Here is a 14,820-nt window from a genome sequence, read left to right as displayed (position 1 = left end):
CGGATGATCCGCGCCCTGCGAATGTTGCTGCTGCCGGTCGGCGCCGTGCTGCTGCTGGCGTCCGGATCGCCTGCATCGTCCGATCTCGACGCGCTGGTCGCTCGCTATGAGCGCTTCTCGGAACGCTATCCGATGGAGGCCGGCCGCTCCGATCCCTCGCATTCTCCGCAGGGCTGGCCGGTCGAGACCCCCGCCGGCATGGCCGCGCGCCGGGCCGAGCTGCTCGCGATCGACAAGGCGCTCGCCGCGCTGCCCGACGCGGAGCTCGCTTCGGAGGACAGGCGGAACCGCGACTTCCTCCGCGGGATCATCGGCTGGCGCGTGGAAGGGATCGGCTTCGACGAGCGCCGCTTCGCCTTCGTCGCGCATGAGGGCTTCTACAACACGCCCTATTATGCCGCGCGCGGCGTGGAGGTGCGCAGCGACGCCGATGGCAGGGCCTGGATCGCCCGGCTGCGCGGGGTGCCCGGCTATTTCGCCGAGCAGCGCGCCAATCTGGAGCGCGGCATCGCCACGGGCTGGACCCAGCCGGCGCGGGTGGTCGACGTCGCGGTGGCGGTGCTGCGCAAGCAGGTCGAGCGGCCGGTCGCGGAGGATCCGCTGCTCGCGCCGCTGCGGGGAAGAGACGCCCTGGTCGCGGAAGCTGGCGCGGTGATCGAGCGCGAGATCCGCCCGGCCCAGCGCGCGATCCTGGCCTATGTCGACGGCCGCTACCGCGCGCATGCCCGCAAGGCGCTGGGCATTGCGAACATCCGCGGCGGAAGGGACTATTACGACTTCCTGCTGCGCTATTACACCACGACGGACCTCACCGCCGAGCAGGTCCACGCCCTCGGCCTCTCCGAAGTGAAGCGGATCCGCGGCGAGATGGATCGGGTGATCGCGGAGAGCGGGTTCAAGGGCAGCTTCGTCGATTGGCTGCGCTTCCTGCGTACCGATCCGCGCTTCTACGCCCGGAGCCGCGAGGAACTGATCGAGAAATACAGCGCCGCCGCCAAGCGCATCGACGGCGTGCTGCCCCGCTGGTTCGCCACGCTGCCGCGCCAGCCCTTCACGGTCGAGCCGGTGCCGCCGGACCTGGAGGAAGGCTACACCACCGCGCGCTCGGGCGGCGGCGACTTCTCCAGGGGCTTTCCCGGCCGCTTCATCGTCAACACCTCGCACCTCGACCAGCGGCCGCTCTACGAGGTGCCGGCGCTGACGCTGCACGAGACGGCGCCGGGCCATCACACCCATGCGGCGATCGCGCAGGAACATCCCGAATGGCCGAGCTTCCGCCGCCAGCGCGACCTGCTCGCCTTTCGCGAGGGCTGGGCGCTCTATGCCGAGCGGCTGGGGCACGAGATGGGCGTCTATCGCGATCCCTATGAGGCGTTCGGCAGCCTCTCGACCGAGATGTGGCGGGCATGCCGGATGGTGGTGGACACCGGCATCCACGTGATGGGCTGGAGCTACGAACAGGCGCGCGCCTGCTTCACCGAGAACACCGCGCTGGCCGACATCAACATCGATACCGAGCTGGCCCGCTATATCGGCGCGCCCGGCGGGGCGGTGGCGTACAAGGTCGGCGAACTGAAGATCGTCGAGCTGCGGCGGCGGGCCGAGGCGGCGCTGGGCGAGCGCTTCGACATCCGGGCATTTCACGACCTGATCCTGGCGCAGGGACAGTTGCCGATGACGATGCTGGAAGCCGTGGTGAACGACTGGATCGCGGCACGGAAATAGCCGCTGCCCGGGTTGCGGGAGCTTCCCAACCGGTTCGGATCGTGACAGGTTCGCTCGATGCGGCCGCTTCGCTACTCCATCAACGTCACCCTGGACGGATGCTGTGATCATCGCGCGGGTTCCGCAGACGAGGAACTGCATCGTCACGCGGTCGAGAACCTCAACCGGGCCGATGCGCTTCTCTTCGGGCGGGTGACCTATGAAATGATGGAGGCGGCGTTCCGGCCGCCGGCGCGGACCGGCGCGGATCCCAGCTGGACGGAGCCCTTCGCCCGGACGATCGACGCAGCCAGGAAATATGTCGTGTCGGCCACGCTCGATCGCGTCGACTGGAATGCGGAGCTCGTGCGCGGGGACCTGGGCAGCGCGGTCCGGCGGCTCAAGGAGGAGCCGGGCAAGGGCTTGTTCGTGGGCGGCGTGAAGCTCCCGCTGGCCCTGGCGGAGCTGGGGCTGATCGACGAATATGAGTTCGTGGTGCATCCCCGGGTCGCGGGCCATGGGCCGACGCTATTTGCCGGGCTTTCGAAATACCTCGATCTGAAGCTGGTGAGCCGGCTGGAATTCGGCTCCGGGGTCGTGGCGACACGCTACGTGCCGAGAGGCTAGCCGCCCGGCTTGCCGGCCCGGGGCGCCAGCGCCTCCTCCAGCGCCATCCCTTCCTCATCCGCCAGCGCGGCCTCGTGCAGATGCCGCAGCCCGGCGGCGTCCAGCCCGCCGGCCCGATAGCGTGCGACGATCCGCTGGTAATTGCCCAGCCCGCGCGCAAAGGTCTCGCCATAGCCCTTGATCAGCCGCTGGCACCGTGCCAGCTCGATCGCCGCTTCGGGTTCCGCCGCCCGGATCAGCGCCAGCCAGTCCTCGATCCGCGCCTGCTCGATCCGATAGCGCAGCGTGCCGCGCCGCCACCGCCGCCAGCCGGCGAGCAGCGAGAGTGCCAGGAACCAGCGCAAGCTGGTCGTCTCGACATGGCGCCCCTTGGCGAAGAGCGGCTTCAGCCAGCGCGACCAGCGCTTGCTGGACAGGATGTGGCGGCCGATGCCGGCGGGCAGCGTTTCGCAGATCTCCTCGAGCCGGGGGTGCATATATTCGGTGAGCTGGACGATCTGGTCGTCCTTCGCCCGCACTTCGCCGCGGACGCGGGCGAAGCGGCTGGCGCGGACCTTCAGGTCGGCGACGCGGATCGTGTCCTCGTACGACATCCACAGCGCGAGATGCCGGGCGGTTTCGGCGAGCAGCTCGGGGCTGCCCTTCAGCCCATCGAGCCGGTCGAGATAGAGGCCGGCATAGGCGGCATCCTGATAGTCCATCAACCGCCGGACGCCTTCGAGTGCGAAGAACTGCGCTTGGCTCGGCAGGCTGGCATCGACCCGCGCCGCCAGGGCGCGGCCGCCTTCGGTGGTGGGGGCAGCTATCGGGGATTGCTCGGCTTTCGGTTCGTCCTTCCCTTGGGCTGCGTCGAAGCCTGCCGCGAAGCCGCGCAGGTTCGCCTCGACTGCCTTGCCGCCGGCGCGGATCGCTTCCTCGAAGGCGGTGCGGGAAAAGGGCAGGGCGCCGCTGCCGGCCAGCGCGCCGAACATCACCGAGCTGATCACGCTGCCGGTGCGCTCGGCGACGGCATCCATGTCGAAGCCGATGAAGCGTTTCGCGCGTTTCTGGGCAGCCGCCACGATGCGCTCCGCGCTGGCGCGGCCGTCGGCCATCGCCGCCTTCTCGGTGATGGCGTAGACTCGGTGCGTCGAACCGATCAGCTCGGTGCGGTCGGTCACGAAACCGCGCAGGATCGCGCGGCCCGCCTCCATCAGCTCCGAGGCGACGACCACATCGACATCGCCCGGCACGGGCGTGAGCGCCAGCACCGGTGCGGCCGGGCCGCTATCCGGAATCATCTCGACATAGTAGATCGTCGCGCCGGTGCGCTGCGCCACACCGGGGACCGAGGTGCCCTGCGCGACATGGCCGCTCCGCTTGCCGAGTTGGACGATCCAGTCGGCCAGCACGCCGCCGCCCTGACCTCCCAGGCCGAGCACCGCGATGGCGATGCGCTTCCGCTCCGCCATCAAAAGGCCCTCGCGGCGATCCGGCGGGTCGCGCGGCGCTGGAGCGCGCCGATCGCCCAGCCGCGCAGGCGCTGGCGGAAGCGGTCGCGGCGATCGGGGTTGGCGATGATCCGGGCCTTGTAGAAGGAGGGGCAGAGTATCGCGGCATGGCTCACTTCGCCGCACACGCCGCAGCCGACGCAGCTGTTCTCGACATGCGCGATCGGATCCTGGCGCAGCGGATCGGGATTGGGCCTGATCGTCAGCGACGGGCAGCCCGACAGGCGGATGCAGCTATGGTCGCCGGTGCAGGTGTCGGGATCGACGCCGAAGCGCTCGCGCACCACGCGCTCGCCGGCCTTCATCGCCTTGGCCAGTTGCGGCTTCAGCCGGCGCTGGCGGTTGAGCTGGCATTCGGACTGGGCGACCAGGACCTTGGGTCCCTTCTCGGCGCTGGTCAGCGCCGCGCGGATCGCATCGCGCATGCCGGCGACGTCATAGGTCCGCGTCATCGTTCGCGCCCAGCCGATGCCGATGCCGCGCACGGCCTTCTCGATCGGATTGTTAGTCTTGCGGTTCGGCGGCTTGGCGCGCGACGAGAGGATGTCCTGGCCCCCGGTCGCGGCCGAATAGCCATTGTCGACGATGATCGTCAGATTGTCGTCCTGGTTGAAGACGGCGTTGCCGATCCCCGAGGTGAGGCCGTTGTGCCAGAAGCCGCCATCGCCCATGATCGCGATCGCCCGCCGGTCGCGCGGCTTGAAGGCCGAAGCGCCGGCCGTGCCCAGGCCATAGCCCATCGTCGTGTTGCCGATATGGAAGGGCGGCAGGATCGAGAAGAGGTGGCAGCCGATATCGGCGGAGACGTGGAAGGCGCCGAGCTCCTTCTGCACGAGCTTCATCGCGGAGAAGATCGGGCGTTCGGGGCAGCCGGTGCAGAAGCCGGCGGGGCGCTGCGGCACCGCGGCGGCGGGCAGGGCGGGGGCTGAGGCAGCAGTCTCGGCCGGTGCGCGCTCGGGCGCATGGGCGCGCAGGAAGGCGGCCAGGCCCTCGCGGATCACCGCGCTGCCATATTCCCCGGCGCGCGGCAGCATTTCCTTGCCGACGATCCGCGTCTCGAGCCCGGCGCGGCGGACCAGCGTGTTCAGCTCATGCTCGATGAACTCGGGCTGGCCCTCCTCGACCACCAGTACCGCGCGCTTGCCCGCGCAGAAGGCGCGGACTTCGTCGGGGATCAGCGGATAGGTAACGTTGAGGACGTAGATCGGGAGCGCGGCATTGCCATAGGCGTCCGACAGGCCGAGCAGTTCGAGCGCGCGGTTGAGCGAGTTGAACAGCCCGCCCTGGACGATGATGCCGATCTCGTCCGCCGCGGTGCCGAAATGCTCGTTGAGCCCGCGTTCCTGGACGAAGCGGATCGCCGCCGGCCAGCGCTGCTCGATCTTCTCGACTTCGTGGAGGAAATTGGCGGGCGGCAGCACGATCCGGCTGGTATCGCGCACCGGTGCCTCGGCCGCCTCGGCCACGGTCAGCCTGGGGCGCCGGTTGTCCTTCGCGACGAAGCTACCGGTGACGTGACAGGCGCGCACGCGCAGCTCGAGCATCACCGGCGTGTTCGATGCCTCGGACAGTGCGAAGCCTTGCTCGACCATGTCGACGATCACCGGCAGGCCGGGCCGCGGATCGAGCAGCCACATCTGCGACTTCATTGCAAAGGCATGGGTGCGCTCCTGCATGATCGAGGAGCCCTCGCCATAATCCTCGCCCAGGATGATCAGCGCCCCGCCGGTCACCCCGCCGGAGGCGACGTTGGACAGCGCGTCCGAGGCGACATTGGTGCCAACCACCGATTTCCACGCCACCGCGCCGCGCAGCGGGTAGTTGACCGAGGCGGCGAGCATCGCCGCCGCCGTCGCCTCGCTCGCCGAGCTTTCGAAATGGACGCCGAGCTCGGCCATCAGTTCGCTCGCATCGGCGAACACGTCCATCAGATGGCTGATCGGCGAGCCCTGATAGCCGCCGACATAGGCCACCCCGGCCTGGAGCAACGCCTTGGTGACGGCCAATATGCCCTCGCCGTGAAAGGTCTCGCCGTCTCCCAGCCGCAGTTGCTCGATTTCCGCCTTGAACGAACGCTCGGCCATGGGTTCAGCCCGCCACCAGCGCCAGGACGCGCAGCGGGCTGCCCGAGCCGCCCCGGATCTTGAGCGGCGCGGCGACGATCACCGCGCCGGTCGCCGGCAGCCGGTCGAGATTCTCCAGGCACTGGAGCCCGTAGCGGCCCGCGGCATGGAACAGCGTGTGCGCCGGATAGGCGGGGTCGAGCAGATGCGCCTGACCCGCATCGGTGCCGATCGTCTCGACGCCGAGCCCATGCGCATCCCGCGCTTCGATCAGGAAGCGGACCGCTTCGGCCGAGGGACCGGGCGTATGGGCGCCGTCCTCGCGGCGATTGGTATAGGCAGCGACGTCGCGCTTCGACCAGTCGGTGCGCAGCAGGATCCAGCTGCGCGGTGGAATGCGGCCATGCTCCGCTTCCCAGGCTTCGATGTCGGCCGGGGTGAGGAGATAGTCAGGGTTCGCCGCCGACTTGGCAGAGATGTCGATCACCACGGCCGGCGCGATGAAATCGGCCGGCGGCACCGTGTCGACAGCATTGTTGGGCAGGTCCTTGCCGGTGATCCAGTGGATCGGCGCGTCGAAATGGGTGCCGGTATGCTCGCTGACCGTGAAGTTGTTCCAATACCAGGCGACGCCGCGTTCGTCATAGCGCGAGATCTCCTCCTGGCTGAACCCGGCGCACTGGCCGAACTCGGGCGGCAGGACGAGCGTGGGCGTGTCGGGCGACAGCGTCTGGGTGAGGTCGATCGCGCGGATCGCGCCCGATGCGATGGCGGCGGCGAAACTTTCGAGCGTCTGGCTGGTCATGTCTGTCCTCCCTGGGGCCGGATGTGCTCGCGCCCGGTCATGCGGGTACGATGTCGAAGGCGATGGTGGTGCGGTGGTCGGCATCCTCGAACGGCACCGTCCCGTGGTAGAAATAGGAGGGGAACAGCACGAGCAGCCCCGGCTCGGGCCGGATCATCCGCGCGATGCGCTCGCGCTCGCCGAGCCGGAGCCCGCTCTCCCCGAATTTGAGCCAGCCCTGGCGATGGCGGTCGACCGCCTCGGGCACGGCGACATAATAGCAGGCGCTGATCCAGCCCTCGGGATGGATGTGGTTCTCGTGGAAGCCGGCGCTGCGCAGCCGTACCGACCACGCGCCGGAAAAGGTGAAACGGCCGGTATTGCGGCGGAGGAAGGGATGGCCGGGATCCTCCGGCAGCGCGGCTATCCAGGTCCGCACCTGCGCCTCGATCATCGCGCGCACCGCAGCGATCATCGGATCGTGCAGGGCGAACAGGTCGTCGCTGGTCTGGGTGCCGCCGCGCAGCGTCTGTTCGAGCGGGTAACGGTGGTCGCGATGATGCGAGGTGAGTGCCGCGTCGAGCCGCGCGTTGAATCCGGCGCCATCGCCGTCCTGCGGCATGAGCAGGCTCGCCGAGACGAGGCGCTCGACATCGTTGAGCCAGGCTGCGCGCGGATCGCCGGCAAGGCGCCAGCCGAGCCCCTGAAGGGCCAGCGCCTGCTGGTCGGACGGATTGGCGGCGAGCACCGGCTCCAGCCGGGCCAGCGCCTCGGCGGGCCGATCGAGAATCAGGCGCGATCGTGCGGCCTCACGCGCGGCGGCCACGAAGCCGGGGTCCAGGGCGAGGGCGGCGTCGAACTCGGCGAGTGCTGCCTCCGCTTCGCCCGACGACCAGCGCGCGCGGCCCAGCTGATGGCGCAGTTCCGGCCCGGCGCGCTCGGCATGGGGGGCGAGCAGTGCTGTGGCACCCGCCGCATCCCCGGCGAGCAGCAGCCGATCGGCGAGGTCGCAGAGCAGCCCTTCGTGCCCGGGAAGCAGGGCCAGCACGGTGCGATAGCTGGCGAGCCAGGTCTCGCTCCGGCCCTGCCGCCAGAGCAGGCCGTTGAGCGATCGATGCGCGTCGCGATGGGCAGGGCGCAAGGTGATCGCGCGCTCGTAGGCGACAATGGCGGCATCGATCCGGCCGAGGTCCTGGAGGCAATGGCCCAGGGCGTGGGCGGTTTCCGGATTCGCCGGATCGGTCTCGGCCGCCTGGGCCAGCAACGGCAGGGCTTCGTCGGGCCAGCCGGCGAGGCGCAGCGAGGCGCCGAGATTGAGCAAGGTGGGAACATGGCCGGGCCGCAGCGCGAGCGCAGTGCGAAACGCGGCGATGGCATGATCGAGCTCGCCATTGTCCCGCCGCGCCTGGCCGAGCGTCGCCCAGGCGCGCGCGTTGCGCGGATCGCGGCGCAGGAGCGGCGCGAGCGTGTCGCAGGCGGATCGGGCGTCGCCGGCGGCGAGCAGGGCGATCGCCAGGTTCACGCGGGCCTCGTCATAGGCGGGCGCCAGGCGCAATGCCTCGCGATAGGCCTGGGCGGCCCCGGCGGTGTCGCCCAGGTCGCCAAGGCTGTTGCCGAGATTGTTGTGCACATGGGGCTGGTCCGGCGCGGCCGCGAGCGAGCGGCGGAAGAGCGTCGCCGCGTCCGCATGCCGGCTGGCCTGCCGCGCGATCATGCCGAGCAGCTGGAGTGCGTCGGGATTTTCGGGCGCGAGATCGAGCACGCGCAGCAGGATGGTCTCGGCCGGCCCCGGCTTGCCGCCACGTGCCAGGTCCATCGCGTGCCGAAGGGCCTCGCCAAGCTCGTGCGCGTCCAGGCCGGTCCGCGCCACTTCCAGCGGTGTCGGTCCTTCCTGTCGCGGTGCCTGTTCCATCGAGCGGGATTCCCATGGCGGGTCTCCTTCCGGGAGCCCGCGGAGGGGAAAGGTTGCAAATGCCCCTTGTCTCGTCAAGAGAATCACGCTTTAAATCATGTGTAATTGGGAATGATAGGGGTCGCGCCATGCGGAGATCGGGGAAGAACGGGGCGGTACGGAAGCAGTTGTTGCGCGGCGCGGCGATCTCGGCGGCGCTGCTGATCGGAGTGCTGACGCCGCATCTCGCCCATGCGCAGCGTGCGATTCCCGAGACGACGGACGATGTCCGCCGCCTGCCGATTCCTCCGATCGACCGCAGCCATGCGCCGATCGTCGTGCTCGTCGGCGGAACCCTGCTCGATGGGCGAGGCGGGGCGCCGATCGCGGATGCGGTGGTGGTGCTTCAGGGCGACCGGATCCTCGCCGTCGGGCCGGCCGGCACGCCGCTGCCTGCCAATGCGGCGCGGACGATCGATGTGCGCGGACTGTGGATCCTGCCGGGCCTGATCGACCTCCACATCCACTTCACCCAGCAGCGCGGCACCGACATGGGCCGCTATTCGGACAGCCCGGCCGCCGCGGCGATCCGGGGCACGGTGCTGGCCGAGCAGATGGTCACCGCGGGCATCACCGCCGCGCGCGACGTCGGCACGATGGACGACGTCGCGCTGCGCATCAAGGAAGCGGTGGATCGCGGCTTGATCCGCGGCCCGCGCGTGATGTGGAGCGGCAAGCTGATCGCCAGCACGGGCGGCCATGGCGACGAAGTGACTTCCACCGCCACAGGCCGCGAGAAGCCCAATCTCGGCGGCGATCCGCACGGAGTCGACGGGCCATGGGAGTGGCGCAAGGCGGTGCGGGAGCAGATCCGCCGCCTGGCCGACTGGATCAAGATCAGTGCCCCGGCCGACCGGGAGGAACTCGCCGCCGCGATCGACGAGGCGCATTCGCTGGGTGTGCCGGTCGCGATCGACAGCTATGGCAAATATACCGACTGGGCGATCGAAGCGGGAGTCGACACGCTCGAGCATCCGCTGCTGCTGAGCGACCAGGCCGTGCCGCTGATGAAGAAGCACGGCACCGCCTTCGTGCCGACGATCGGCGCCTTCGACAATCTGCTGGAGGGTGGCTATCCGACCGCGGGCATCCCCGGCGGCGGCTTCTACTACACGCATTCGCGCCGCTTCGTGATCAACCAGCAGGATCATCTGAAGCGCGTGAACGAGGCATGGCGCGCCGGCGTGCCGATCGGCGTGGGCACCGATATCCCGTTCGAGAATGAATGGCGCTATCCCGACGCCTATTTCCGCGAACTCGACTATCTCCACCAGGCCGGCATGAGCAATCGCGACGTGCTTGCCGCGGCGACCAGCGTCGGCGCCAGGATCATGCGCATGGGCGACAAGCTCGGCACGATCGAGCCGGGCAAGATCGCCGACATTCTGATCCTCGGGGCCAACCCGCTAGATTCGCTAAAGAATCTGCGCGACGTCCGCTATGTGATCGCCGATGGCAAGGTGGTGGTGGAGAACGGGGCCCGGTGACCGCGCGTCGCCCATCGTCCCCCGGGTTTCCTCTCATTCGATCGGCAGCTTGCTCAGGTTCGCGCTGATCTTCTGCAGCGTGCGCAGCAGATGGGCGATGTCGCGGTCGCTGACGCCGTCCATCGCGCGGCTGAACTGGCGGCCGACGATCGGCGTGAGCTTGCGCAGCGTCTGCTGGCCGGCCGGAGTCAACGTCACCTCGGTGATACGATTGTCCTCCGGATTGGGCTCGGTGGTGACCAGGCCCTGCTCGACCATCCGGTCGATGATCCGGCTGATCGTCGAGCGCTTGGTCAGCGCCGCCTCGGCGATCGCGCCGATGCTGGCCGGCTGGCGCTCGCGCAGCACCGTCATCACGCGGTAGATCGGCTTGGACACGCCGTGCTTGTGCAGCACGATGTCCATGTCCTCGTGATATTTGAAATCGGCATGCGCCATCAGGTAGAAGGGTGAGTTCTCGAGACGGAAATTGGGGCTGCTCGGGTCGTAGACACTGCGATTGTCCATCAGGTCCTCTGCCGTTCTTGCCGATTTCTTCACCGCGCTGGTCGCCATGTTTCCCTCAATCGTTCCACAGGATCAAGACGTTGCGCCGGGCCGGACGGCATCGGGCAGGCGAATTAGCCGAAAACATATGTTCCTACACCTATCAATCGTCATTTGCGCCGGATCGGCTGCGTGGCGGAAACGCCATGGGGCGCGCCCATCGGACGGGAAGGCGGGCCCATGCCGAACAAGCGATGAAATATCAACGAAAATTGCGTGATTATTGTTCCATTTCCGTTGCGGGCCTGTCACGTTCCCGAGGGTGAAACCATGGGAGAACAAGCGTGTCGTCCAAACGCTTCCGCCGTCTGGCCCTACCGCTCGCCGTCCTGCCGCTGCTCGGGGCGCTGCCCGCCCAGGGGCAGGAAGCGAAGCGGCGCTGGGACCAGATGTGCCAGATCCGCAAGGACAAGCTTGACCTGATCCTGCCCGAGGCGATGCGCGAGAACCGCATCGACATGTGGATCGTCGCCTCGCGCGAGGGGCATGACGATCCCAATGCCGCGCTGCTCGGCGGCGGCTATGTGGGCGATGTCGGCTATCATGTCTTCGCCGACCGCACCGGCAGCGGCCGGATCGAGCGCACGGCGATGGGGATCGGCGGCGCGGCGTTCGATCAGTGTCCGCTCTACGACCAGAAGCTCTCGCCGGCCGAGTTGCGCAGGTTCGTCGAGGCGCGCGATCCGAAGCGGATCGGCATCGACGTGGCGACCGAGATCGGCACGGCGGACGGGCTCAGCCATTCGCTGCACGCGAAGCTGGTCGAGACGCTGGGGCCGGCGCTGGCGGGGCGGCTGGTCTCGGCGGAGAAGCTGGTCTCCGATTTCCGCTCGCGGCATTCGGCGGGCGAGATCGCGGCCTTTGCCAGGGCCGGGGAATATTCGCGGACGATCCTGGAGCGGGCGCTGTCGAACGAAGTGATCGTGCCGGGCCACACCACCACCGGTGACGTCGCCTGGTGGATGATGGAGCGGCTCCACGACGAGGGGCTGGGCAACAGTTTCGGCCTGCCGAGCATCTACATCCTCGGCCCCGGCGAGCGCGGACCGGTCTCGGGCGATCATGTGATCCAGCCGGGCGACCTGATCACGGTCGACTGGGGCGTGAACTATCTCTTCTACTATACCGACATGAAGCGCATGGCCTATGTGCTGAGGCCCGGCGAGAACGCTCCGCCGGCCGGAGTGCAGCGCGCCTATGACAAGGCGCAGGACATTCGCCGGATGATCCTCGACGTGATCCGCCCGGGCGTCACTGCCGGTGACGCATTGGCAGCCGTCAACAAGCGGGTGGCGGAGACGCCGGGACTCGTGCTCGGCCGGTACGATGATCCCAGTAAGGACTTGAAGGTGTCCGACGTGGTGATCGGCAGTCATTCGGTGGGCGACTGGGGCCATGGCTCGGGCCCGTCGATTGCCGATTTCAACCCGCTGCGCATGACCTACCAGCTGCGTGCGAGCAATTTCCTGTCGATCGAGCTGTTCCTCTACACGCAGGTGCCCGAATGGGGGATGCGCAAGATCAAGATCCCGCTCGAGGACAATGGCGTGGTCACCGAGCGCGGTTTCGAATGGGCCTATCCGCCCAACAGCCGGATCCTGCTGGTGAAGTGAGGGAAGGGCGGCCGGTAAAGATCCGGCCGCCCCATTTGCCGTCAGAAGGCGGCGATCCCGGTGATCGCGCGGCCGAGGATCAGGGCATGGACGTCGTGCGTGCCCTCATAGGTGTTCACCGTCTCGAGGTTCATCAGATGGCGCATCACCTGGAACTCGCCGGAGATCCCGTTGCCGCCGTGCATGTCGCGGGCGGCCCGGGCGATGTCGAGCGCCTTGCCGACATTGTTGCGCTTGACGATCGAGATCATCTCGGGCGCAAACCGGCCGGCGTCGATCAGCCGCCCGACACGCAGCGATGCCTGGAGGCCCAGCACGATCTCGGTCTCCATGTCCGCCAGCTTCTTCTGGAAGAGCTGGGTGGCGGCAAGCGGCTTGCCGAACTGGTGCCGGTCGAGGCCATATTGCCGGGCGGCGTGGAAGCAGAATTCGGCGGCGCCGAGCGCGCCCCAGCTGATCCCGTAGCGCGCGCGGTTGAGACAGGAGAAGGGGCCCTTGAGGCCCTCGACCTCGGGCAGCAGCGCGTCTTCGCCCAGTTCGACATCGTCGAGCTGGATCATGCCGGTGATCGAGGCGCGCAGGCTCAGCTTGCCCTCGATCCTGGGCGCGGAGAGGCCCTTCATGCCCTTCTCCAGCACGAAGCCGCGGATCGCGCCGCCATGCGCGTCCGACTTGGCCCAGACGACGAAGACGTCGGCGATCGGCGCGTTGGAGATCCAGGTCTTGGCGCCGTTCAGCCGATAGCCCCCGTCGATCCTGGTCGCGCGGGTGCGCATGCCGCCGGGATCGGAGCCGGCATCGGGCTCGGTCAGGCCGAAGCAGCCGATCCATTCGCCGCTGGCGAGCCGGGGCAGGTAGCGCAGCCGCTGCGCCTCCGAGCCGAAGGCGTGGATCGGGTACATGACCAGGCTCGACTGCACGCTCATCATCGAGCGATAGCCCGAGTCGACGCGCTCTACCTCGCGGGCGATCAGGCCATAGGCGACATAGGAGGCGCCGACTCCGCCATAGGCCTCGGGCACTGTCGGGCCCAGCAGCCCGAGTGCGCCCATTTCGCGGAAGATCTCGGGGTCGGTCACTTCCCGGTCGAACGCCTCGATCACGCGCGGTGCGAGCCGTGCCTGCGCATAGTCGCGCGCGGTGTCGCGGATCATCCGCTCCTCATCCTCCAGCTGCGCGTCGAGCAGCAGGGGATCGGCCCAGTCGAATTTCTGCATGTCAGGGTTCCTCAGGCGGTAGGGACGACTGCGATCGTCTCGATCTCGACCTTGGCCTCGGCCTCGACCAGCGCGGCGACCTCGACCACTGCCATCGCCGGATAGTGGCGGCCGATCAGCTCGCGATACGCCGCGCCGATCTCGGCCAGGCCGGCGAGATATTCGTCGCGGCTGGTGACGTACCAGGTCATGCGGACGATATGCTCGGCGCCGGCGCCGCCCTCGGCGAGGATCGCCAGCGTATTGACCAGCACCTGGCGGAACTGGCCGGCGAGATCGGGAGCGACGAAACGCTCCTCGTCGTTCCAGCCGACCACCCCGGCGGTGAACACCATCCGGCCGCTGGCGGAAATGCCGTTGGCATAGCCGCGCGGGCGCTTCCAGCCGGGGGGCAACAGGCTTTGGTGGACGGTCATTGGCATTCCATTTCAAGGCGTTGGCGATATTCGGGTGGCCAGGATCGCGACTTGCCGGAAGCGAGATCGATCAGCACCTGGGTGAGACGGATGGCGAAGCGGGCCTCGCCGCTGCACGACACCGTCACCTCCAGGTCGATCGAGCTGCGGCCCACCCGGGTGAGCCGCACGGCGAAATCGAGCAGATCGCCCAGCTTGCTCGGCGCGGAGAAGGTGGCGGCCAGGTCCACCGTGGGCAGACCCAGGCCGCGCCCCATGTGCATTGCCCGCCGGTCGTCGCCCAGCACCGCCGGGGTCCAGTCCTCCACTGCGGCGTCGCACAGCTCAAGGCAGCGCGGATAGAAGGCGATGCCCGCCGGATCGCAATGCGCGAAACGCAGCGGATAGGAGACGCGGAACATCAGCCCGTACTCTGGGCGAGGTGCTGGCGGGCGATGACGATCTTCTGCACTTCCGACGCACCCTCATAGATGCGCAGCGCCCGCACTTCGCGGTACAGCGCCTCAACCGGCGCGCCGACGGTGACGCCGAGGCCGCCGAAGATCTGCACCGCCTTGTCGATCACCTGCTGGGCGCTGTCGGTCGCGTGCAGCTTGGCCAGCGCGGCCTCGCGCGTGTTGCGCTGGCCCTGCACGTCGCGCAGCCAGGCGGCGCGGTAGATGAGCAGGGCGGACGTATCGATGTCGAGCACCATCTCGGCGAGCTTGGACTGGGTGACCGGATTGTCGGCGAGCGTGCCGTCGCCGAGCCGCCGGGTGCGGGCGCGGGCGGTCGCCTCGTCGAGCGCGCGGCGGGCGAAGCCGAGCGCGGCGGCGCCCACAGTGGTGCGGAAGATGTCGAGCGTCGCCATCGCCGCTGCGAAGCCGCGCCCGGCCTCGCCGAGCAGCGCGTCCCCGGGCAGCGCCATGTCGGTGAATTCGAG

The 14,820-nt window shown here is 68.6% G+C and carries 13 protein-coding genes; 4 read left to right on the top strand and 9 right to left on the bottom strand.

Annotated features, from left to right (window positions below; translation table 11 throughout):
* Positions 1–3 precede the first annotated feature (3 nt).
* Positions 4–1,725 carry a DUF885 domain-containing protein gene (locus FFS08_RS17630; RefSeq protein ID WP_171012670.1) on the top strand — a complete coding sequence of 574 codons (1,722 nt, stop codon included), beginning with the start codon at positions 4–6 and terminating at the stop codon, positions 1,723–1,725.
* Between the two features lie 57 nt (positions 1,726–1,782).
* A complete protein-coding gene (locus tag FFS08_RS17625; protein WP_137863042.1) occupies positions 1,783–2,331 on the top strand; it encodes a dihydrofolate reductase family protein in 549 nt (182 codons plus the stop codon).
* Here the strand turns inward: FFS08_RS17625 and FFS08_RS17620 are convergent.
* From FFS08_RS17620 to FFS08_RS17605, 4 genes are read right to left on the bottom strand one after another with little or no spacing between them, the layout of a single operon-like run.
* On the bottom strand, positions 2,328–3,782 hold the full coding sequence (locus tag FFS08_RS17620) for an indolepyruvate oxidoreductase subunit beta family protein (protein WP_137863041.1): 1,455 nt from the start codon (positions 3,780–3,782) through the stop codon (positions 2,328–2,330). The genes FFS08_RS17625 and FFS08_RS17620 overlap by 4 nt on opposite strands.
* Positions 3,782–5,905, bottom strand: a complete 2,124-nt coding sequence (locus tag FFS08_RS17615; protein WP_137863040.1) for a ferredoxin family protein — start codon at positions 5,903–5,905, stop codon at positions 3,782–3,784. Before FFS08_RS17615 ends, FFS08_RS17620 begins: the two co-directional genes overlap by 1 nt.
* Positions 5,906–5,909: 4 nt before the next feature.
* A complete protein-coding gene (locus tag FFS08_RS17610; RefSeq protein ID WP_137863039.1) occupies positions 5,910–6,689 on the bottom strand; it encodes a cyclase family protein in 780 nt (259 codons plus the stop codon).
* Positions 6,690–6,726: 37 nt separating this feature from the next.
* A complete protein-coding gene (locus tag FFS08_RS17605) occupies positions 6,727–8,580 on the bottom strand; it encodes a tetratricopeptide repeat protein (RefSeq protein ID WP_137863038.1) in 1,854 nt (617 codons plus the stop codon).
* Positions 8,581–8,708: 128 nt separating this feature from the next.
* Here FFS08_RS17605 and FFS08_RS17600 point away from each other — a divergent pair, with 128 nt between their 5' ends.
* Positions 8,709–10,106: an amidohydrolase family protein gene (locus tag FFS08_RS17600; RefSeq protein ID WP_171012669.1), complete on the top strand. Its 1,398-nt coding sequence runs from the start codon at positions 8,709–8,711 to the stop codon at positions 10,104–10,106.
* 33 nt (positions 10,107–10,139) lie between these two features.
* On the opposite strand, the gene FFS08_RS17595 is transcribed toward FFS08_RS17600, so the two are convergent.
* Positions 10,140–10,661, bottom strand: a complete 522-nt coding sequence (locus tag FFS08_RS17595) for a MarR family winged helix-turn-helix transcriptional regulator (RefSeq protein WP_137863036.1) — start codon at positions 10,659–10,661, stop codon at positions 10,140–10,142.
* Positions 10,662–10,936: 275 nt separating this feature from the next.
* On the opposite strand from FFS08_RS17595, the gene FFS08_RS17590 reads away from it, so the two are divergent.
* Positions 10,937–12,265 carry a M24 family metallopeptidase gene (locus tag FFS08_RS17590; protein WP_212742033.1) on the top strand — a complete coding sequence of 443 codons (1,329 nt, stop codon included), beginning with the start codon at positions 10,937–10,939 and terminating at the stop codon, positions 12,263–12,265.
* Positions 12,266–12,306: 41 nt separating this feature from the next.
* Here FFS08_RS17590 and FFS08_RS17585 read toward each other — a convergent pair whose 3' ends face one another.
* From FFS08_RS17585 to FFS08_RS17570, 4 genes are all read right to left on the bottom strand, one after another.
* Positions 12,307–13,482: an acyl-CoA dehydrogenase gene (locus FFS08_RS17585; RefSeq protein ID WP_137863035.1), complete on the bottom strand. Its 1,176-nt coding sequence runs from the start codon at positions 13,480–13,482 to the stop codon at positions 12,307–12,309.
* Between the two features lie 11 nt (positions 13,483–13,493).
* The gene (locus tag FFS08_RS17580; RefSeq protein WP_137863034.1) at positions 13,494–13,898 is read right to left on the bottom strand and encodes a RidA family protein; all 405 of its coding nucleotides are present in this window, start codon (positions 13,896–13,898) and stop codon (positions 13,494–13,496) included.
* Complete coding sequence (locus FFS08_RS17575) at positions 13,895–14,299, bottom strand: acyl-CoA thioesterase (RefSeq protein ID WP_137863033.1); 405 nt, start codon at positions 14,297–14,299, stop codon at positions 13,895–13,897. The genes FFS08_RS17580 and FFS08_RS17575 overlap by 4 nt, the downstream gene beginning before the upstream one ends.
* Positions 14,299–14,820 (bottom strand): acyl-CoA dehydrogenase family protein (locus tag FFS08_RS17570; RefSeq protein ID WP_137871843.1); only part of this gene is annotated, 522 nt, incomplete at its 5' end. The genes FFS08_RS17575 and FFS08_RS17570, both read right to left, overlap by 1 nt.

The sequence above is a fragment of the Sphingomonas sp. 1F27F7B genome, from assembly GCF_005503355.1.
GTDB lineage: Bacteria > Pseudomonadota > Alphaproteobacteria > Sphingomonadales > Sphingomonadaceae > Sphingomonas.
Note: the sequence above shows the minus strand (reverse complement) of the source record. Positions and strands in the feature narration are given on the sequence as shown.

Bases quoted from the DNA above. Each gene is read 5' to 3' on its own strand.
- FFS08_RS17630 (WP_171012670.1), top strand. From the start codon at position 4: ATGATCCGCGCCCTGCGAATGTTGCTGCTGCCGGTCGGCGCCGTGCTG.
- FFS08_RS17625 (WP_137863042.1), top strand. From the start codon at position 1,783: ATGCGGCCGCTTCGCTACTCCATCAACGTCACCCTGGACGGATGCTGT.
- FFS08_RS17620 (WP_137863041.1), bottom strand. From the start codon at position 3,782: ATGGCGGAGCGGAAGCGCATCGCCATCGCGGTGCTCGGCCTGGGAGGT.
- FFS08_RS17615 (WP_137863040.1), bottom strand. From the start codon at position 5,905: ATGGCCGAGCGTTCGTTCAAGGCGGAAATCGAGCAACTGCGGCTGGGA.
- FFS08_RS17610 (WP_137863039.1), bottom strand. From the start codon at position 6,689: ATGACCAGCCAGACGCTCGAAAGTTTCGCCGCCGCCATCGCATCGGGC.
- FFS08_RS17605 (WP_137863038.1), bottom strand. From the start codon at position 8,580: ATGGAACAGGCACCGCGACAGGAAGGACCGACACCGCTGGAAGTGGCG.
- FFS08_RS17600 (WP_171012669.1), top strand. From the start codon at position 8,709: ATGCGGAGATCGGGGAAGAACGGGGCGGTACGGAAGCAGTTGTTGCGC.
- FFS08_RS17595 (WP_137863036.1), bottom strand. From the start codon at position 10,661: ATGGCGACCAGCGCGGTGAAGAAATCGGCAAGAACGGCAGAGGACCTG.
- FFS08_RS17585 (WP_137863035.1), bottom strand. From the start codon at position 13,482: ATGCAGAAATTCGACTGGGCCGATCCCCTGCTGCTCGACGCGCAGCTG.
- FFS08_RS17580 (WP_137863034.1), bottom strand. From the start codon at position 13,898: ATGACCGTCCACCAAAGCCTGTTGCCCCCCGGCTGGAAGCGCCCGCGC.
- FFS08_RS17575 (WP_137863033.1), bottom strand. From the start codon at position 14,299: ATGTTCCGCGTCTCCTATCCGCTGCGTTTCGCGCATTGCGATCCGGCG.